This is a genomic window from Clostridium sp. ZBS2 (genome assembly GCF_023845855.1).
In the GTDB taxonomy this organism is placed as follows: domain Bacteria; phylum Bacillota; class Clostridia; order Clostridiales; family Clostridiaceae; genus Clostridium; species Clostridium aquiflavi.
In genome coordinates this window covers 23,643-40,983 of sequence record NZ_JAMQIF010000002.1, presented here as the reverse complement: position 1 = coordinate 40,983, position 17,341 = coordinate 23,643, and the positions used below count along the sequence as shown (strand labels likewise).

Here is a 17,341-nt window from a genome sequence, read left to right as displayed (position 1 = left end):
AATCTTTATTTAATTAACCCAATAGCTACTCCAAGAATACTACATTGATCTTCTTCAAGCATAATTGGTTCATAATAATCATTTTCAGGCATTAAGAGGATTTTTCCTCCAATTGTTTTATAAGTTTTTAATGTACAATTACCCTCAATATCAACTGCAACTATCTCTCCAATATCAGCTGAATTTTGTTTATTTATAACAACATAATCTCCATCATTTATATTCTTATTTATCATTGAATCACCTTTAATCTTAAGAATATATACATCTTTAAAATTACCAAGCCATTCTGTTGGTAAATAATATTTTCCTTGTATACTATCATTAATTAATATAGGCACTCCAGCTGCTATCTCATTAAATATTGGAATAGCTCGTACATTATCTACCTTTATTTCACATCCGTTTTCCTCTATATATAATTCACCTATTGCTGAAGAATCTTTTATAAATTTATGACTTGTATCTCTTTTAAAATCTATATATTCAATAGTTTCTAATTCTAATGGAAGCATTGAAGAATCAAACTTAGGTATGTCATCAACTTCTTCTAACTCCTTATTTATTATAACTATCTCATTTCCATCAGTTGCTATTCCATATTTAGTACTTGGAGTATTCGCCATATAACTCTTTAGTTGTGATAATGCATCTTTTATACCACTTCCCCAGCTTTTTACTTCTATCAATATATATGGACCTTTAATGTTATTCCTATAAACATCAACTGCAATGTCTGCAAATTTAATTTGAGATCCTATATTTACTTTTTGCTCTATAGCAAATAAGTTTGTAGGATACCCATAAGTATCTCTCAATTCTCTAAGTACCCATTGTCTTATTTTTTCTTCTCTAGAATATATATCTGAAATTTCTTCTTTAAACAAATAGTCTTCTAAACTTATTGAAGAAATTCTTTTCATATAACAGTTGCTTTTTATTCTTAAATATTTATAATCTATATCTTTAATAAATTTAGACGGCGTACCATCTGATGTTATAAATAATTTTTCTGTAGCTCTTGTCATGCCAACATAAAGTAACTTTCTTTCTCTAGACTCTAACATGTCCATATCCTCTTCTTCATTCTTAACTGGACATAAAGGCATTACTTTAGAGTTTAAACCAGCAATTATAACAACTTTAAATTCAAGACCTTTAATAGAATGCATAGTTACAAGCTTTACACTTTCATTTGAAAAATCAAATTCATTGTTTTTATCAAATATAGAACATGGAATATTGTGCTTTTCTAAATTTTCTTTAATTACCTTTAATTGGTTTTTTACTCTTGAAATTATAACAATGTCTTTAAGGTTATACCTTTTCATTAAAGTTCTAGTTATTAAATTAGATATATATGTTACTTCTTCATTTGAATTTTTAAAGTTTCTGTATACTGGATATTCTCCCTGCTTGTCTATTAAATTCGGTTTAACAAAATTATCATCTTGAATCAAATCTTCATCACTATTAATCAAACTAAAGGCAGCTTGTGCTATCTGTGTAGTTGTCCTATAATTTTTACTTAAAGAATTAGACTTTCCTTTCATATCATATCCCAAACTTGTAAATGAACGATTTTTAACAAGCCAAGCTTGAGGATATATGCTTTGAGCTACATCTGAAATAAATGTTATACTTGAATATTCTTTTTCATTATATAATGCTTTTAAGAATTGTAATTGAACTCTTGTTAAATCTTGACTTTCATCTATTAATATATGGGTATATTTTTCAATAGGATATTTCTTAGCTTGAGCTAATGCAATCAAAGCCATATCTTGAAAATCTACTTTATTTATCTTCTTTAAATTTTTATCATATCTTAATAAGACTTCAAATATGGTATTTCGTTGCTTAGAATTTTTTCTAAGTTTTTGTGGCCCTTCATTATTAATTTTTCTAACTCTACCTATTCTATCAACAGATTGATATTCTTCAAGCTCCATATAATTGCAAGATTTTATCCACATAATTTCTTCTTTTATAAATTGAAAATACTTCTGATTAATAATTTTAATGTCCTGAAAACTCTTGCTAACAAAGTTTATTGCATCAATTAATTGATCTTGACATTCTTTTTGAAATGCAAGTTCTAAACTAACATTATTATGTTTTTTATATTGATTAAAATACTTAAACATTATTGAATCTATTGTTTTAATATATAACTTATTACTATTATCTTCATCAAATATATTAATCTGATCATTAATATCGTCTTTAACGTTATCATATATAAATGAGACATATTTTTGAAGTGATTTATTATAAGTTGCCATAAGAACTCTATCATCTTCAGAAGGACAATAGTGCCTTAATAGCAATGGCATTTTATTTACAGCAACAGTAGTTTTACCTGAACCTGCTACACCTTTTATTAAAGAATGTCCATTAGGTTTACTCTGAATTATTCTTTTCTGCTCTACATTAAGTTGCATTTCACCCTCCATTACATAATTTATCATATTTTATGCTTTTATAATAATTGTACTATATTATGTAATTATATGTAAAGTTTTGGAGTATTATGAATAGAAATTAATTTAAATAAAAAACAAGGATACCTGCGTAATTTCATACATAGTATCCTTGTTTAATTTACTCTAACTCATTTTCAAGAGATAGTATTTTTTCTTGTCTCATTTCATGCAAAGTTTTATCGCTACCTTTAATCATAGCCCAGCAATAAATTCTAATACTAGACCATCCAGTAACGTTTTGTACCCATTTATTAAATGTAAGTTTTTCACCATTGAAATCAACATATTTAGCATCAATAACTGTAGCTTCTGAGTTATCTGCATTCTTAATTACAACAATATCTCCTGCTTTAATAATTCCCCAATCAAATAACTTATCAACTAGATTGTCAGATGTTTTTGCATTTCTTCACAAGTACTCAACCTCTTTGTGAGGACATGCTTTGCTGGACTTACTTGCTAATGGTCGAAGAATTTCTCATTTTAATAAAACACAAAAAAATTACTATATCTGAGCTTGCAGATTTAATTGGAACTACTAATCAAAACTTACTCGTGATAATTTTACATACAAGAGCTACAACAAATTGCTGAAGCTCTTGTATATAAATTTAAAGGATTTTTTGTTTTTGAGGATGGGGATAAAATCTAGGATAAAAAAACTATGAGTTTATTTAAATTTAAAAACTCATAGTTTTATATTACTTATACTAAATTATTATTCAGATTTAAACTCATTCTTTGATAAATCAATTAATCCTTTTAAGCCTTCTCCTGGATTTACCCTTCTAAAAACAAATTCTTTGCATGGTTTATTTATTTTAGGAGGCGTATTATCTATAATAAATATTTGATTATTATCAGAAAGTTCAACTAAATATTTATATAATTCATTATAAGTTTCAGGGTCGATGCTATCTTTTGAATCACTATTTGTTCCTATATTATTGCTTACAGTATCCAAAAACAATATCCCTGGATGACAATTATTATCTTCTTCAATATTCAACTCTAAAATAGCTCCTAAATATGCTACCTGCATACATAATAATAAACATCCACTCGTATGTCTTAATACACTAATACCATTATAATAAGGTAAATAAGTATCCTTACTAATATAACATTTATCCTCTTGAATATCTGTAAAGTTAAATCTCTCCATTGAATTTCTGTACTTTGTATTTAATCTCTCAAGTACCAAATCTTCTCTTTTTGCCAATTTTAATAATTCATTCTTTTTCTTATTGAAATTATTAATTTCTTTAGACAATCTATCTAAACCACTTAAATTTTCTTTAACTTCGTTATGAATATCAATTAAAGAATTAATCTTGTTTTTTTCTAAAATATAATCTTTAATCATTGAATTCATAGCTTCAATTTCTGCCAAATATGGTGTATCTAAGTTGTCTTGATATTCATTTAAAGCATTAATATATATTTGTCTCTTTCGATGAAGTTTTTCTAATTCACTTGAATCTCTTAATATTTTATCACTATCAACAGAAATTAAATTTTTTAAAGTCTCAATTTTATCTCGAATTTGATTAAGTGCTTTTTCAATATCTTCATTATTATCCTCTATCTCATTTTTTACTGATACCACAGTGTGACAAAGAGGGCATCTCTCACTATGATCAATTATTTTAATCTTTTTCATAGCTTCTAATGTTGCCATTAATTTTGATTGTTCATCATAGTAATCCAATAATAGTATTTCTTTATTTTTTATTGATAGTTTGATAGTATTTAGATTATTATTCTTTTCAAAAATAAACTCATCTATTTCTTTAATATCCTTTTTCAAATCAGAATATACTTCCGATTTACTATTCTTGTTTTTTCTTATCACTCCCTTTTTTTCATCATTTAGAATATTGATTTTATTCTGAATTGTATCCTTAATAGCTATTAATTCTTCTAAGACCAATGCTTCTCTTTTATCTAAGTATTCTTCTAAGCCATCATTAATTTTTCCAAGCTTATTGTATTCATTTTGGTTTATTTGTATTGATTTGTTTATCTCCTCTAAATCTGGAATAACTAAATCATTTATTATCTTAAATATCTCCTTATTTTTCCCTGATACAAATGTATTATTATGCTGCAAAAATTGATTAGTACCAAGTTCCCCTTGATGTACAAATACAAATCGCATAAAATCTCTAAAAGATAATTTTTCTTGATTTAAATCTTTACTGCCAGATTTTTTACGTAAAATAAAATGTAAAGGGATTTGAAATTCTTCAGCAAAAAAATCATTTGCATCATCCACTTTTTTTCTCCAAGGTGAATACTCTTTATATTCGTCGTATCTACACAAATAAATATTAATAATATTTCTATCTATCTTTAAATGCCTATTTATTGTATAACTTTTCTCCCCTGCTTTTATCTCTAAAAATACTTCATCACAATAACTGGATAATTCTTTTTGTACCGATAAGTCTATTACTAATGATTTGCTGCCTAAACAATAAGCTATTAAATTTAATACTAATGATTTTCCTGAAAATCCATCTCCTCTAATTATTATAAGTGATTCGTCGATATTTAAAGTTCTTTTATATGTTTCCCCACTAATAATTAATTTCTTTAACCTTAATTTAGTTTTCATTTCCACTCAAAACCCCTTTTTGATTTTTAGCACTAAATTTTCTAAATTGAATTAGATATTCGCATTTTTTTAATTCTTGTGCATAATATCTATTTTCAAGTGTTTCAACAGTCTTCTTTCCAGCTTCACTTAATTTAATGTACATTTCATTCTTTTTATTTAGTTTCTCTACATTAATATCTATTAGCATTTGATTAGATAAAATTATTAAATTATCCCTAATCTTTCCTTCAGAAGATAAATAATTATTTTGAATGTACTTTTCATCAATATAATAGTTATCATAATTATCTACAGTAATTGATGAAATTAATGTAAAATAATAAAGGACTTCTTCAAATACAACACCTTTTCGCCTTTTACTATTTAAAAATAAAATTATTAGTACCTGCATACACTCTATATACTTATTTTCAAATAAAAATTTTAAATCCATTGGTAATTTACTATTCCTCAAGTCTCTTCTCCCCCCACCATACTTCTTTTTCTGTATCAGAATTATCTGCCAGAACATGTATAAATCCTTGTTTGTTTATATCATTAGGCATATTCTCATCATTTATTTTGTTTTTAAGTTTAGAATACTCGAGCCTACTTAATGAGGCATGTACAGATTTTAAAAAAGTATCACTGTCTTTATTTTCACCAAATTCATTTATGAGAAGTTCCTTATATTTCATGTAAGACAAATCCAATAGATGATTTGCAATTTTATCATTGTTTTTTATACCTGATTTCTTTAACCATCTAAAATACTGTTCTGCCGTAAAGAAACATTCTTTACTATAATCAACTTTAAGTTCTCCTATTTCCTCAACTCTTAGCTTTTTACAAAATAAATTTTTCTCTAATTCCTTTTTCTTCTCATTATTTGGTAGTATATCAAGTAACTCTTCATCAAATTCATTTGTTTGTAACATTGATATCATTCCACTACTGTCCTCATTCTTTAAACATATATAACTTAATATTTTTCTTATTTCTTCATGATGAGAAGAATTACCTGGATCGTATGTTATTGTTTCAATATTGTAATTTTGTTTAAGCCATATAATATTCTCTTTAGAAGGATTAGGTAAAATAATATAATGCTTAGACTTAAAAAAATCATTGTTATCCTTAATTATTCTTTGAATAAAAATATCGTTAAACGAAAAACCAAGGAATAAAAATGTCTTAACTCCTGTAAATAATGAAAAGAGTGTTTTATACTTATCATTACTATATAATTCCATATATTTTTCTTCACTAATAACTATACTGCTACTGTCACTTATATGGCCATGTAAATGAAAAATTCTTTTATTCCCTTTTTGTGTTATTAAACTTTGCATATTAGAATTAACATCTTTTAAGTTTATGGGCATATAATTAGTGTCTAAATATTTCTGTAAAATATGATCATAGTTAGTTGTCAAAAAAATATCAAATCCATATTTAGATATATCTGAATAATTGTTATTCTCATCCTTCACATCTTTTAAGATATTTGAGTTTATTGTATTTACAATATATTCTTGAATATCTTCTTCTGTACGATTTAAATATTTTTTAATTATTCTTACAGCTTCCCAATAATCATATTGTTTTAAACTAAAATCTAACATATGAATAAATGAAGTACCCTCTATATTTTCAATACCCATATGTATTGCACAGTCTCGTATTAACTTACCCCAGTCTGGTATATTAAAAGGGATTGATAATCCAGCTCCCATAAATGGTACTATGTTTCCTTCATTATATATTTTTTGTAATTGTCTTATAAAATTATCGTTACTCATTCTATCCCATCCCCAAATAAATATAATATAAGAAAATTATAGCATTTATATAAATTTTCATCAATTTATATATACACATCGAAAAAAGCTATGAATACTTAATTCACAGCTTTTTTACTCAAGAATATAATTTTTTAATATACTTAATATATCCCCTCACACCATATTAAATACCAGCTCTTACCTTTACACCCTTATTACCATAGTATTTATACCATAAAATGTATAACACCTGATAAAATTATAGTATTGAACATCTATATAATTTTATTAGGTGTTATTATAACCTTAAGTTCAAACGGTTTCCACCCACCACTTGAATATAATAACTTACCATTATGTGCTAATACCACTTTAAATATTTACATACATCTATTTTTCATATCCTAGATTAATTAGTATATATTCCTTAGTTTTATTTATTGTTGCTCTACTATTCACAATATTACCATCTGCAGTAACTATTCCTGACTCTTTAAAAATATGATTATTTCTACTCCAATCGTATTCAATTAATCTCTGTAATTCTCTTCTATATTCATTTCTATTGTAATTTTCCAATATATGGTTCGCTATGTATGCGGCTATCAATAATCCTATACCCGTTGTTAAAATAGATTTTGCTCTAATTTCCGGAGTCTTTGTTCTATTTTTAATACAATCATCTATATAGTAATTATCTCTTATAGCTTTGAAAAATATCTCTATCTTTTTTTCTACATGTTCTTTAAGATTATTATCTTTCAACAATTCATTAGCTTTTGTTTCAACTGCTTTACCACCTTGAGAATCAATACCTGATAATTCTATTACAACATTCTTAATATTATTTAATGTATAAACATCAATACTATTTTTAGAAATACTAGTGCCTATAAGATCTGTAATATTTTCTAAATATTCAACCTTATTTAATGCTTTAGATACTAAATTAGGAATTGGATCTCTTGTATTAAATAATGTATTTATTGATGGTGTTGTTTGTTTTGCATTCTTGTTAACATCAACAAAGTCTTGACGAATTTTTAATATATCGCTTTCACAAACGATGTTCAAAAGCAAATTGCTTCCTTGTGTAATTTCTGGTAATTCTTCTGCTAATTCTTTTATAGCAACAGTACGATGATTCCCATCTAAACATTCAAATTGATAATCCAAAGGTAATTGAATTAGACCACCTAAAGATCCAACCCTTTCCAATACGGTATATAAAGCTTCTCTTGTTTTAATATCCTCAGAAACTCCTCCTAAAATAATTGGCTCAAATGGCAATAAATCTAACGAAACAAGAGTTACTGGTGGTATAGTATACTTTTTTTCAACCTTCATATACTTTTTAATATCATCTTTATGAGCCTTATCTAAAAATCTATTTTTGATTTCAGATTTTATAATCTCTTGCCCTTTTTTCTTAACTGATGCTGTTTTTACAATACCACTTTTTAAGGCTCCAAAAGGTATAGTTATTGCATACCATACTCGTCCCCCACTATAATAAGCAATTGCAGGTACAGTTATTGATGGTGTAGCAAATCCTACTTGTTTTCTCTCAACTACATGAATTTTAATTTCATCTTTTGTCATATTATTTCTCCCATACTAGTAAAATTCCTTATAAGAATAACACAGCATATTTTCTACGTCAATATACAAACGTATTTTTATTAATACAAACGTATTTACTTCATATTTATTTAAGCGCATATAGTTCCGCTAAATTGTGCACACCCCAACCTAAAAAATGCACACACCTTACTAAAATACATAAGGTGTGTGCATTTTTTTAATTACATTTCCAAATTTTATCTTCAAAACTTGTTTTTCAAGCAATTCATTTTATCTGAAAAAACACGAAAAGCCCTTTCATCAATGACTTTCTATTGTATCAATATTATAGTTTATGTATGGTAGAGGCGAGGCGGCCACACTATATTATTTTATAAAATCATTCTTTAATATCTTAAAATTACTAATTTAAACTAACCCTTCCATAACCCCAAACCCCTGATTCACAGCAATATTATAAACTGGCATGACTTCTTTCTTTATCATCTTATAGAATTCTTCAATAGTCTTTTCTTCTTTAAATTTCTTAGCATCTTCTATTCTTAATAATTCTCTATACTCTTCAATTTGGTTATTTCTTTTTTTATCTACTACAAATGAAAAGGCCTTATATTGTAAATCACAGAACTTGTCTATATATTTATCATAATTTAATAAGTTATCATTTTTCTTACTATTTATATTCTTAAATGTAGGTACTAAGTTCCATATTTGATCATGAAGTACAAAACTCCAAGGTATAAAATGATCCATGCTTAAAACACCATACTCATTATAATTTTCTTTTGTAAATTCTAGTCCTGTATAAATATCATTAATATGATTAGTTTCTATTATCTCTTTCCAAATCTTTGTTTGAGCTGTAAGATTTCTTTTCTTTGGAGCTTCTAGTTTCATTGCTATTCCTGGTACATTAAGATTTCTTTTTTGAAGGAAAATTACAAGCTTATAATATGCCCATCCTTGAAGAATTCTATAATTATTCTTTAAATAATTACACCAATTTTCTCTGATTTTGATTCGTTTTCTCTTATTTTCATCTATATAAATTTCATAAACACACTTTTCATCTTTTCTTGAAAGTTCTTCAATTATCTTTTCAACCTTTGATCTTTCTCCACGGGTATGTTCTCTAAAAAATGGTGATAAAAATCTATATGGCACATTATAAGTTAAATCCTTAAGCATCTTATTTAATATCTTATCTTCACAATTATATATAAAATCTAATAATTTCTTTTCATCATAATTACTTCCTAAATTATATGTATCCTCAATATAATTAACTACTTTAACTAAATTGTCACACAAACCAAAACTAAGCTTGTACTTAAATATTGGATACCAAGCCAAAGTTACCATTCTACTTATAAGTTTTTTAAAATCTATATCAAAATTATCAAGTTGTATTTCTTCTAATAAAGCTAAAAGCCAATACATTTTATATGTAGCAGACATTTTATTATCATCTAACACTGCTGAAAACATTCTATAATCAACTTCATTACTATAAGGTATAAAGCTTATTTCTTTAGGTAATATTATGCCTTCTTTTTCTATGTAAATCTTATTCATTAAAATTCTCCCTATGTACATTTTACTTTCATGAATATTTTACCATAAATATCAAATTTAATTATAAAAAAATAAGAGCCTGAAATTAATCAAGCTCTTTCATATTCTTAATAAGCTAACAGTTTGTTCCTAATTCACATATTTTAATACCTCCTTAAAATCTTCTTCACTCTTAATTTCGCCATTGTCATATTTTTCTCTTAATCACACTAAAAACGCTATTCAATATTCCAATTCAAACTTTAATTACATACCTTTTTATTTACTAACACCTTTTAGTAAAATTCCTTTTTCAAAGCCTCCACGTTCAACTTTCTTTTTATGTCTAGCCTTTAAAAGATCTTCTTCACTATATCCTAAAGAATTAGCAAGTCCGAATATTACTTCTATTACATCTGCTAATTCCTCTAAATTTTTATCTTCAATAAATTCATTAACTTCTTCTTGAAGCTTCATTTCTAAAAGTTTATATTTTTCTTCTTTAGATGCAATTTCTATTTTGCATTTTTTATTATCTCTTTCTATAATTTCAGGTATTCTATCTCTTACAAGTTTATTATATTCTTTATAATTTTTCCCCATATATAAAACTTTCCTCTCCAAATGTACTTTTATGAATATTTTACCATAAATATCACATTTAATTACAAAAAATAAGAGCCTACATTACATAGACTCCTTTTCATAAATAATAAAAGTTATGTGCAATTTTATAATTAATTATGTTTGTTGATAATTAATTCCAACCACCTTACAATCTTCACATATGTAGAAATACATTGTTCCATCATAAAAATTAATTGAATCGCTCTGAATCTGAGCTAAATATTTCATTTTCTTCTTGCAGCATGGGCATTCTAAATGAATACAGTCATTAACAAAATTTCCTCTTCCACCTATTGTAATTAAATCTTCACTAAAAGAACCATAATATTTACTTACTTTCTCTTTTGATAAAGTAAAATGCTTTGAACTCACTTCTTCTATTTCATCATCGTCATCACATTCATAGCCTTCAAATGGCATAAGTTCACTTCCACCATCCAAATCAAATTTACAGAATTCATCTTCATATGGAAGACAGTTTAAACATACCTTTATATTTATCTTTCCTTTTAAATTAATAAATTTTAACCTTTCATCATTTCCATCAATAGAGAAAATATCTACAAGCCTTGAATTGCATTCAGAACATCTTTCATCACTTATCATTCCTACAATAACAGCTTCATCACTAATTTCTTCATCTTCAAACATAACATAACAATCATCATAAGCTAAGTTTATTTTTTTCTTGTTTTCATCAAATGTCCATCCTCCACATTCTGCATATACAGATGGATTAACATATAATTTTTCTCTCCACTTTGGAGGATTATTTTCAAATTCATAGAAAGCATTTAAAACAACATCATCACATATTATCGCAAGGCATTCTAATAATTTATTAGCAGTTAATGACTGTTCCGTATTCTTTAATCTTTCAATAAGCTTGCCTCTAACTTTTTCTGATGCATCCTTATACAGTTCCTTTGGATAATATACTTCATTATTACAAGCAGCCTCTGCAATTTCAGAGGTATCTGCATTTGTATAGCTAATTATATTTTTAGCTTTATCAATATACTCATCATCTTTAATACTATTAATTATTTCTTTAATTTGAATATTAATTTCTTCATTTGATAATGATTCATAAGCTTCTCTTTCCAATTTTGACTGACAATCTAGACATACACCTTGAACATATTTTTCTCTTCCACATATAGGACATTCATACATTCCTATTCCCCCACCTATCTTTATAATTAACATATCTATTTTACCATATTCTATGTAATACTTATTATTTAAGACTTGAAAATATAGATTATGCTTAACTTTAAAAAAATAAGAGCCCATATTACATAGACTCTTTCATATTTACTCATTATAACCCTGTAATTCTATCCAATTTTAGATAATGTTAACATCCAGGAAGAATTACTTTAAAACTATGCTCAATTCTTGAATTTACAAACTTAACTTTCCCTCTATTTTTAAAGGCATTTGTTATTCGTTTAAACCCTTGCCCATTATTTAAAAATCTCTTTTCGTCATCTAAAGTTGTGAGTTTTTCATAAAGCCATATATTTCTTTTATTATAATGTATTCTTTCACTTTTACTATTTTCATCTATAAGTTCTCCAGGGCTTGAAACAATAACATTATTCTTTTCTATGGTAACTTCAATGATTCTATTTAAATCAAAATATTCTCTGTAAAGGACAGCATTTTTTATTGCTTCTGTTATAGCTGAACATGGATAATCACATTTAATTATTTCTGATAGTTTCTTTTCTGCCTTATCTATCATAGTCAAAAGATTCCCTTGAATAATATAAACATCACCATAATCATTGTTTAAGTTGTCCACAATTTTTATCATATTATTAGGAATACAAAGATAATTATCATCTGAAAAAACAAGAAGTCCTCCATATGTGCATATAAGCTCACTTCCATCCCTTTCTTGTGCCGCTATCCCAGATGAAAGAAGCAAAAACGCTTTGTTTTCATCATTCATTTCAATTCCTTTATGCCTAAAATATTTTTTTACAAGCTCCATATTAAGCATATCTATTTTGCTATTAATAAGAGGACATGTTTCAATTGTCAAACTCAAGTTTTGCTCTAAAAGCGTTATAATTTCCTGCTTCCTCATAACATCAGTTGTTGAACCTCTTCTTATATAAAAAGCTCCATTTTCTCTAATCTGATAAGGCTTTTGTCCACCATCATAAATTGTTATTATTCCAATTTTTTTATTGTCTATATAAATGAAATCAACTTTCAAAGGTATAGGAGGCTCACACCTTGAAGTTATAATCTGCTGAATCTGTTCTTCTGTGAACAAATCTTCTTTTCCAACGCCCATTATCTTCTTTGTTTTATCCTGTATTCCAACTATGATATATCCACGTCCATATCCAGTATTGGCAATTGCACATATATCTTTTGACATTTCCTTCTTTCCACTATCGCTCACAAGATCAAGTTTCAATTTATAATCTAATTTTATTCCTTCTTCTCTCTTTAACAATGACATGAATTTTCTTTTATCCATAAACCCCTCCACCTAAATATTAAAATCCCCATTAATAAAATATATTTTTTTTAAGGTCTTTAATATTTTACACCCCTGGGGTCCATAAAATTCCAACTACATTATAATTATATTTTTATCTACTATATATTTCTATACCATACTTATCAATTTGTTCTTTTACTTCTAAATTCAAAGAATCACTAAACAAAATGTCTGAAGAATAAATTCCAATAATATCATCTATATTCTTCACTAGATATATTTAACAGTAACTTTTCTATAGCATAAACATAATTATATGTTAAGTTAATTGATTCTCCATACTTATTTAGTATTCCACTCATTACATATCTCCTTACATGATAGGTTATCTTATATTTAATTGTACATATTATTTAATGTTAATTCAATATTTACACACCACAGTATACAAAAAATTAGCTGAATGACTTAAACTTATTCTAATATACATATATAGTGATAGATTAAATAAGGAGGCTTTACCATGCAAAACGTAACTTTGAATAACGGCGTTGAAATGCCTATCCTGGGATTTGGTGTTTATCAAATTGAAGATACTGCTCAATGTGAGCAAGCTGTCTATGATGCACTTATGACTGGCTATCGTTCCATTGATACTGCATCAGTTTATATGAATGAGAAAGCTGTAGGTCGCGCCATCAAGCGTAGTCACATCCCTCGTAAAGAACTTTTTATCACTACGAAACTCTGGATTCAAGATGCCGGTTATAATAATACAAAAAAAGCATTTTCACAATCCCTAAAACGCCTGCAGCTAGACTATATTGATTTATATCTTATACATCAGCCATTTGGAGATATATATGGTTCATGGCGTGCTATGGAAGAACTATATCAAGAAGGTAAGATTCGTGCCATCGGTGTAAGTAACTTTCAGCCAGATCGTTTGGTCGATTTAATTATTCATAATAGGATTATTCCAGCTGTTAATCAAGTGGAAACAAACCCCTTCTGTCAGCAGGTTGAAAGTGCCATGCTAATGAAAGAAAACGGAGTGCAAATCGAATCTTGGGCTCCATTTGCAGAAGGACACAACAATATATTTAAGAATGATGTTCTAGTAACACTTGCTGAAAAATACAACAAATCAGTAGCGCAAATTGTTCTTCGTTGGCTAATACAACGTGGTGTAGTTGCTATTCCTAAATCTGTTCATAAAGAACGAATTATTGAGAATTTCAATATCTTCGATTTTGAATTAAGCAGCAATGATATGGAGAAAATTGCAATGCTGGATACAAAAGAAAGTTGTTTTTTCTCTCATAGTGATCCGAAAATGGTGAAATTGTTTAGTGAAGTTAAATATGACGTCTAACTTGCTTATCTAAAAAGAGTGTATCTACTTTTTAAAATTTATTTATAAAGATGAATAACGTAAACTTCTTCCGTGAATAATAAAAAATAAAGTAAGGTGGTGATGTTAATGGGTAATTCTCAATACAACAAGAACAAGAACGATAAGAGTAATACTGACAAAAATAAAAATAACAATAACAAAGATAAAGGCAACAATAAAGTAAAATAAAATATTGCATATATACTTTGTAAGTAGAAAAAATCTACTTATAACAGTAATAAAAGTGACAACAAATCTATTTTTCAAATGAAATGGGCTGTATCAAAATAAATTTGATACAGCCCATTTCTGATATTACTCCATTATTGATATTGTGCAAAATTACCATTCTTATTAAACGTAAGAGTTATAATAATTTTCTATTACATTGTTTGATTTCTTGTATATCTTTATGGAACTTAAACATCAAACCAGCAGTAGTAGCTTGAGCCATTGTTAAAACCTTTGAAGTAATTATATGAAACCTAACTTGCCTATTTTGCACATGGATATTCTTTCTGTATATATTTATGGCTTCTTTGCTATTAAAATCAATATACTGTTTTAAGGAATTAAAATATATTCCCCCTTCTTCTATTTTAAACTCATCATGATGTGTATGGGTTCTAATTACCCAATTCTCATAACTTTTATGATTATTTAATAAGTGAACATTAGCATGCTGAGGAACTGTCAAGTCTTGAATCAAATGACAAGCAGCACCTAAATAGAACATTGAATCTTTAATGTTGCCATGAGTATATTCATTTAATGATCTAGTATAGTAAGATATACATTCTCTTTTTGCATCACTACTACCGTATAATCCCTTGTTCCTATGTGGATTATAAAAATGATTACTGCTTTTTAAATCCTGATCAGCCCAAACTACTCCAGCATTAATATCACTTATATATGATTTCATAAGTTTATAAGCTTTCATATGTCCATCATTTTTTAATACTATTAAAGACTGAGTATTTATAAATTTATGAACTATACACTCAGCTTTCATTATTCTCTTCTTTACAGGATTTACAGTTTTCAGCATTTTTTTAAATATGTATGAATATAATTTTTCTAAAATTTTCATAATCATCATCCCTATAAATATATATTTATAATCTTAATTATTATAAACATATATTTAACTATTATTCATGTGGCATGTGATTAAATATTTTTTTATATTTTATAAATTAAAGTCTTATCTTTCCTCCATATTTTATTAATATATCTTTAATAGAATCATTTTGGCACAGATATAATGGAGTATGTCCTGCATTATTTTTTGAATTTATATTCAAGCCAAGGGAGATAAGAATTTTTAGAAAATCTTCGAAAGTTTCAGTATTACAATTTAAATAATCATTATGTAAAAGAGTATTTTTATATTTATCAGTATGTTTGATGTCTGCTCCATATTTAACAAGAAGGTTCAAAAGTTCTATAGAATAACTAAAGCTACAGCAAAAAATTGGAGTTTTACCTGCTATATTTTCAGCATTAACTTCAGCTCCTCTATCTAATAATAATTTAACAATTTCAATTTTAGGTGTTGTTCTTGCACATATTCTATGCAAAGGTGTTTCTTTAAAGTAACTTTGATGACTGTTGATATCTGCACCATTATTAATTAAAAATTCTATTACTTCGAAATAATTATTTTCACAATTATCTATGGCAAAATTAAGTAGGCTCTTATCATCACATTTTGCATTAACATTACCTACATTCTTTATAAAAGCTTTAAGTTCATCCAAATTTCCCTCTTCTATTATTGTTGAAATAGGTTTTGGCCTTGAACCAAATAAAATATCATAAATTTTCATTGAAAATTTCCTCCTAATATTTAATATTATAAATTAATTATAATATGTTTTTATCGGTCTTTTTATATTTTTCTTCATTTATTATATACAAATTTTTATATTAATATGATTTACCATTATTATTCTTATTAAAACAACACTATATTTTAACTGAATGTTGATATTGTAGTATAAAGCTCATGGACAGAGGAATCTACTTATCTCATAAATTAAAAATTCCCAACAATACTTACATTAAAAGTATTGTTGAGAATTTTAATGATGAAAGATTAACAACCCTCCATATAGTTTACCAATCTATTATAGTCTTCAGCTGTATCTGCATCTAATGTGCATCCAATGTCTTTAACAGGAACTGTTGCTATCTGATTTTTAAATTTTTTCCATATTTCTCTAAGACCACCTTGTGCATTAAACTTAAGTATATAATCTATACATTTTGATGAAATCAAAGGAGGATGTTTTTTATATCCATCAATAGTTGGGAAGGAAACCAGAGCATGTGTTCTGCACATGGTTTCTTTTACTGCAAGAAAAGTTTTGATATTAATAGCTGGCATATCCCCTGGAAGAAGATAAAATGCATCACAATTATCTAATGCTGATATTCCAATTTTAACAGATGTTAGCATGTCAGTTTCTGCATATTTTTCATTGTGTATAAATAGTAATCGTGAAGAATCATATTTATTATGAAGTAAAGATTCAACCTCTTTAGCTCTATGTCCTAATACCACAACCACTTTATTTACACCAGCATTAAACATACTATCAATACTATTTTCAATAATAGTTTTTCCCTTCAATTTCAAGAGTGGTTTAAACGCTTTCATTCGACTAGATAAACCCGCAGCTAGTATTACTCCATTTATATTCATTCAACTATCTCACTTTCATTAATAAATATAGTATTACAATGATTATAATATATATTGCAAATTTAAATGTGCAACAAAAGGATACACAGTTATTGGATTTATTAAAATAATTGTTATTGCAACATATATATTTT

General features: G+C 26.7%; 13 protein-coding genes. 1 reads left to right on the top strand and 12 read right to left on the bottom strand.

Going from position 1 to position 17,341, the window contains the following annotated elements; translation table 11 throughout:
- Window positions 1-5: 5 nt before the first annotated feature.
- From NG918_RS00385 to NG918_RS00345, 9 genes are all read right to left on the bottom strand, one after another.
- Window positions 6-2,444: a S24 family peptidase gene (locus NG918_RS00385; RefSeq protein WP_252223913.1), complete on the bottom strand. Its 2,439-nt coding sequence runs from the start codon at window positions 2,442-2,444 to the stop codon at window positions 6-8.
- Window positions 2,445-3,204: 760 nt separating this feature from the next.
- The gene (locus NG918_RS00380) at window positions 3,205-5,106 is read right to left on the bottom strand and encodes a coiled-coil domain-containing protein (protein ID WP_252223911.1); all 1,902 of its coding nucleotides are present in this window, start codon (window positions 5,104-5,106) and stop codon (window positions 3,205-3,207) included.
- Entirely contained in the window at window positions 5,096-5,563 is a 468-nt protein-coding gene (locus tag NG918_RS00375) for a hypothetical protein (protein WP_252223909.1), read from the bottom strand. Before NG918_RS00375 ends, NG918_RS00380 begins: the two co-directional genes overlap by 11 nt.
- Window positions 5,553-6,890, bottom strand: coding sequence for an SIR2 family NAD-dependent protein deacylase (locus NG918_RS00370; protein WP_252223907.1), 1,338 nt, complete (start codon window positions 6,888-6,890; stop codon window positions 5,553-5,555). The genes NG918_RS00375 and NG918_RS00370 overlap by 11 nt, the downstream gene beginning before the upstream one ends.
- Window positions 6,891-7,262: 372 nt before the next feature.
- Window positions 7,263-8,474, bottom strand: coding sequence for a DNA sulfur modification protein DndB (locus tag NG918_RS00365; RefSeq protein ID WP_252223905.1), 1,212 nt, complete (start codon window positions 8,472-8,474; stop codon window positions 7,263-7,265).
- Between the two features lie 390 nt (window positions 8,475-8,864).
- On the bottom strand, window positions 8,865-10,031 hold the full coding sequence (locus NG918_RS00360) for an HNH endonuclease domain-containing protein (protein ID WP_252223903.1): 1,167 nt from the start codon (window positions 10,029-10,031) through the stop codon (window positions 8,865-8,867).
- A 258-nt stretch (window positions 10,032-10,289) separates the two neighbouring features.
- A complete protein-coding gene (locus tag NG918_RS00355) occupies window positions 10,290-10,613 on the bottom strand; it encodes a nucleoside triphosphate pyrophosphohydrolase (protein WP_252223901.1) in 324 nt (107 codons plus the stop codon).
- Between the two features lie 138 nt (window positions 10,614-10,751).
- Window positions 10,752-11,813, bottom strand: coding sequence for a hypothetical protein (locus tag NG918_RS00350; protein WP_252223899.1), 1,062 nt, complete (start codon window positions 11,811-11,813; stop codon window positions 10,752-10,754).
- Window positions 11,814-11,997: 184 nt separating this feature from the next.
- Window positions 11,998-13,137: an AlbA family DNA-binding domain-containing protein gene (locus tag NG918_RS00345; protein ID WP_252223897.1), complete on the bottom strand. Its 1,140-nt coding sequence runs from the start codon at window positions 13,135-13,137 to the stop codon at window positions 11,998-12,000.
- 487 nt (window positions 13,138-13,624) lie between these two features.
- Between NG918_RS00345 and NG918_RS00340 the strand changes: the two genes are divergently transcribed.
- Window positions 13,625-14,476 carry an aldo/keto reductase gene (locus NG918_RS00340; protein ID WP_252215564.1) on the top strand — a complete coding sequence of 284 codons (852 nt, stop codon included), beginning with the start codon at window positions 13,625-13,627 and terminating at the stop codon, window positions 14,474-14,476.
- Between the two features lie 388 nt (window positions 14,477-14,864).
- On the opposite strand, the gene NG918_RS00335 is transcribed toward NG918_RS00340, so the two are convergent.
- The 3 genes from NG918_RS00335 to NG918_RS00325 form a co-directional block, all read right to left on the bottom strand.
- A complete protein-coding gene (locus NG918_RS00335; protein WP_252223894.1) occupies window positions 14,865-15,590 on the bottom strand; it encodes a zinc dependent phospholipase C family protein in 726 nt (241 codons plus the stop codon).
- 106 nt (window positions 15,591-15,696) lie between these two features.
- The gene (locus tag NG918_RS00330; protein WP_252223893.1) at window positions 15,697-16,329 is read right to left on the bottom strand and encodes an ankyrin repeat domain-containing protein; all 633 of its coding nucleotides are present in this window, start codon (window positions 16,327-16,329) and stop codon (window positions 15,697-15,699) included.
- A gap of 269 nt (window positions 16,330-16,598) precedes the next feature.
- Window positions 16,599-17,207: a nucleotidyltransferase family protein gene (locus tag NG918_RS00325; RefSeq protein WP_252223891.1), complete on the bottom strand. Its 609-nt coding sequence runs from the start codon at window positions 17,205-17,207 to the stop codon at window positions 16,599-16,601.
- Between the last annotated feature and the right edge of the window lie 134 nt (window positions 17,208-17,341).

What these genes read in the sequence shown, in the direction of transcription:
- NG918_RS00385 (WP_252223913.1), bottom strand. Translation starts at nt 2,444, where the DNA reads ATGCAACTTAATGTAGAGCAGAAAAGAATAATTCAGAGTAAACCTAAT.
- NG918_RS00380 (WP_252223911.1), bottom strand. Translation starts at nt 5,106, where the DNA reads ATGAAAACTAAATTAAGGTTAAAGAAATTAATTATTAGTGGGGAAACA.
- NG918_RS00370 (WP_252223907.1), bottom strand. Translation starts at nt 6,890, where the DNA reads ATGAGTAACGATAATTTTATAAGACAATTACAAAAAATATATAATGAA.
- NG918_RS00365 (WP_252223905.1), bottom strand. Translation starts at nt 8,474, where the DNA reads ATGACAAAAGATGAAATTAAAATTCATGTAGTTGAGAGAAAACAAGTA.
- NG918_RS00360 (WP_252223903.1), bottom strand. Translation starts at nt 10,031, where the DNA reads ATGAATAAGATTTACATAGAAAAAGAAGGCATAATATTACCTAAAGAA.
- NG918_RS00355 (WP_252223901.1), bottom strand. Translation starts at nt 10,613, where the DNA reads ATGGGGAAAAATTATAAAGAATATAATAAACTTGTAAGAGATAGAATA.
- NG918_RS00350 (WP_252223899.1), bottom strand. Translation starts at nt 11,813, where the DNA reads ATGTATGAATGTCCTATATGTGGAAGAGAAAAATATGTTCAAGGTGTA.
- NG918_RS00345 (WP_252223897.1), bottom strand. Translation starts at nt 13,137, where the DNA reads ATGGATAAAAGAAAATTCATGTCATTGTTAAAGAGAGAAGAAGGAATA.
- NG918_RS00340 (WP_252215564.1), top strand. Translation starts at nt 13,625, where the DNA reads ATGCAAAACGTAACTTTGAATAACGGCGTTGAAATGCCTATCCTGGGA.
- NG918_RS00335 (WP_252223894.1), bottom strand. Translation starts at nt 15,590, where the DNA reads ATGAAAATTTTAGAAAAATTATATTCATACATATTTAAAAAAATGCTG.
- NG918_RS00330 (WP_252223893.1), bottom strand. Translation starts at nt 16,329, where the DNA reads ATGAAAATTTATGATATTTTATTTGGTTCAAGGCCAAAACCTATTTCA.
- NG918_RS00325 (WP_252223891.1), bottom strand. Translation starts at nt 17,207, where the DNA reads ATGAATATAAATGGAGTAATACTAGCTGCGGGTTTATCTAGTCGAATG.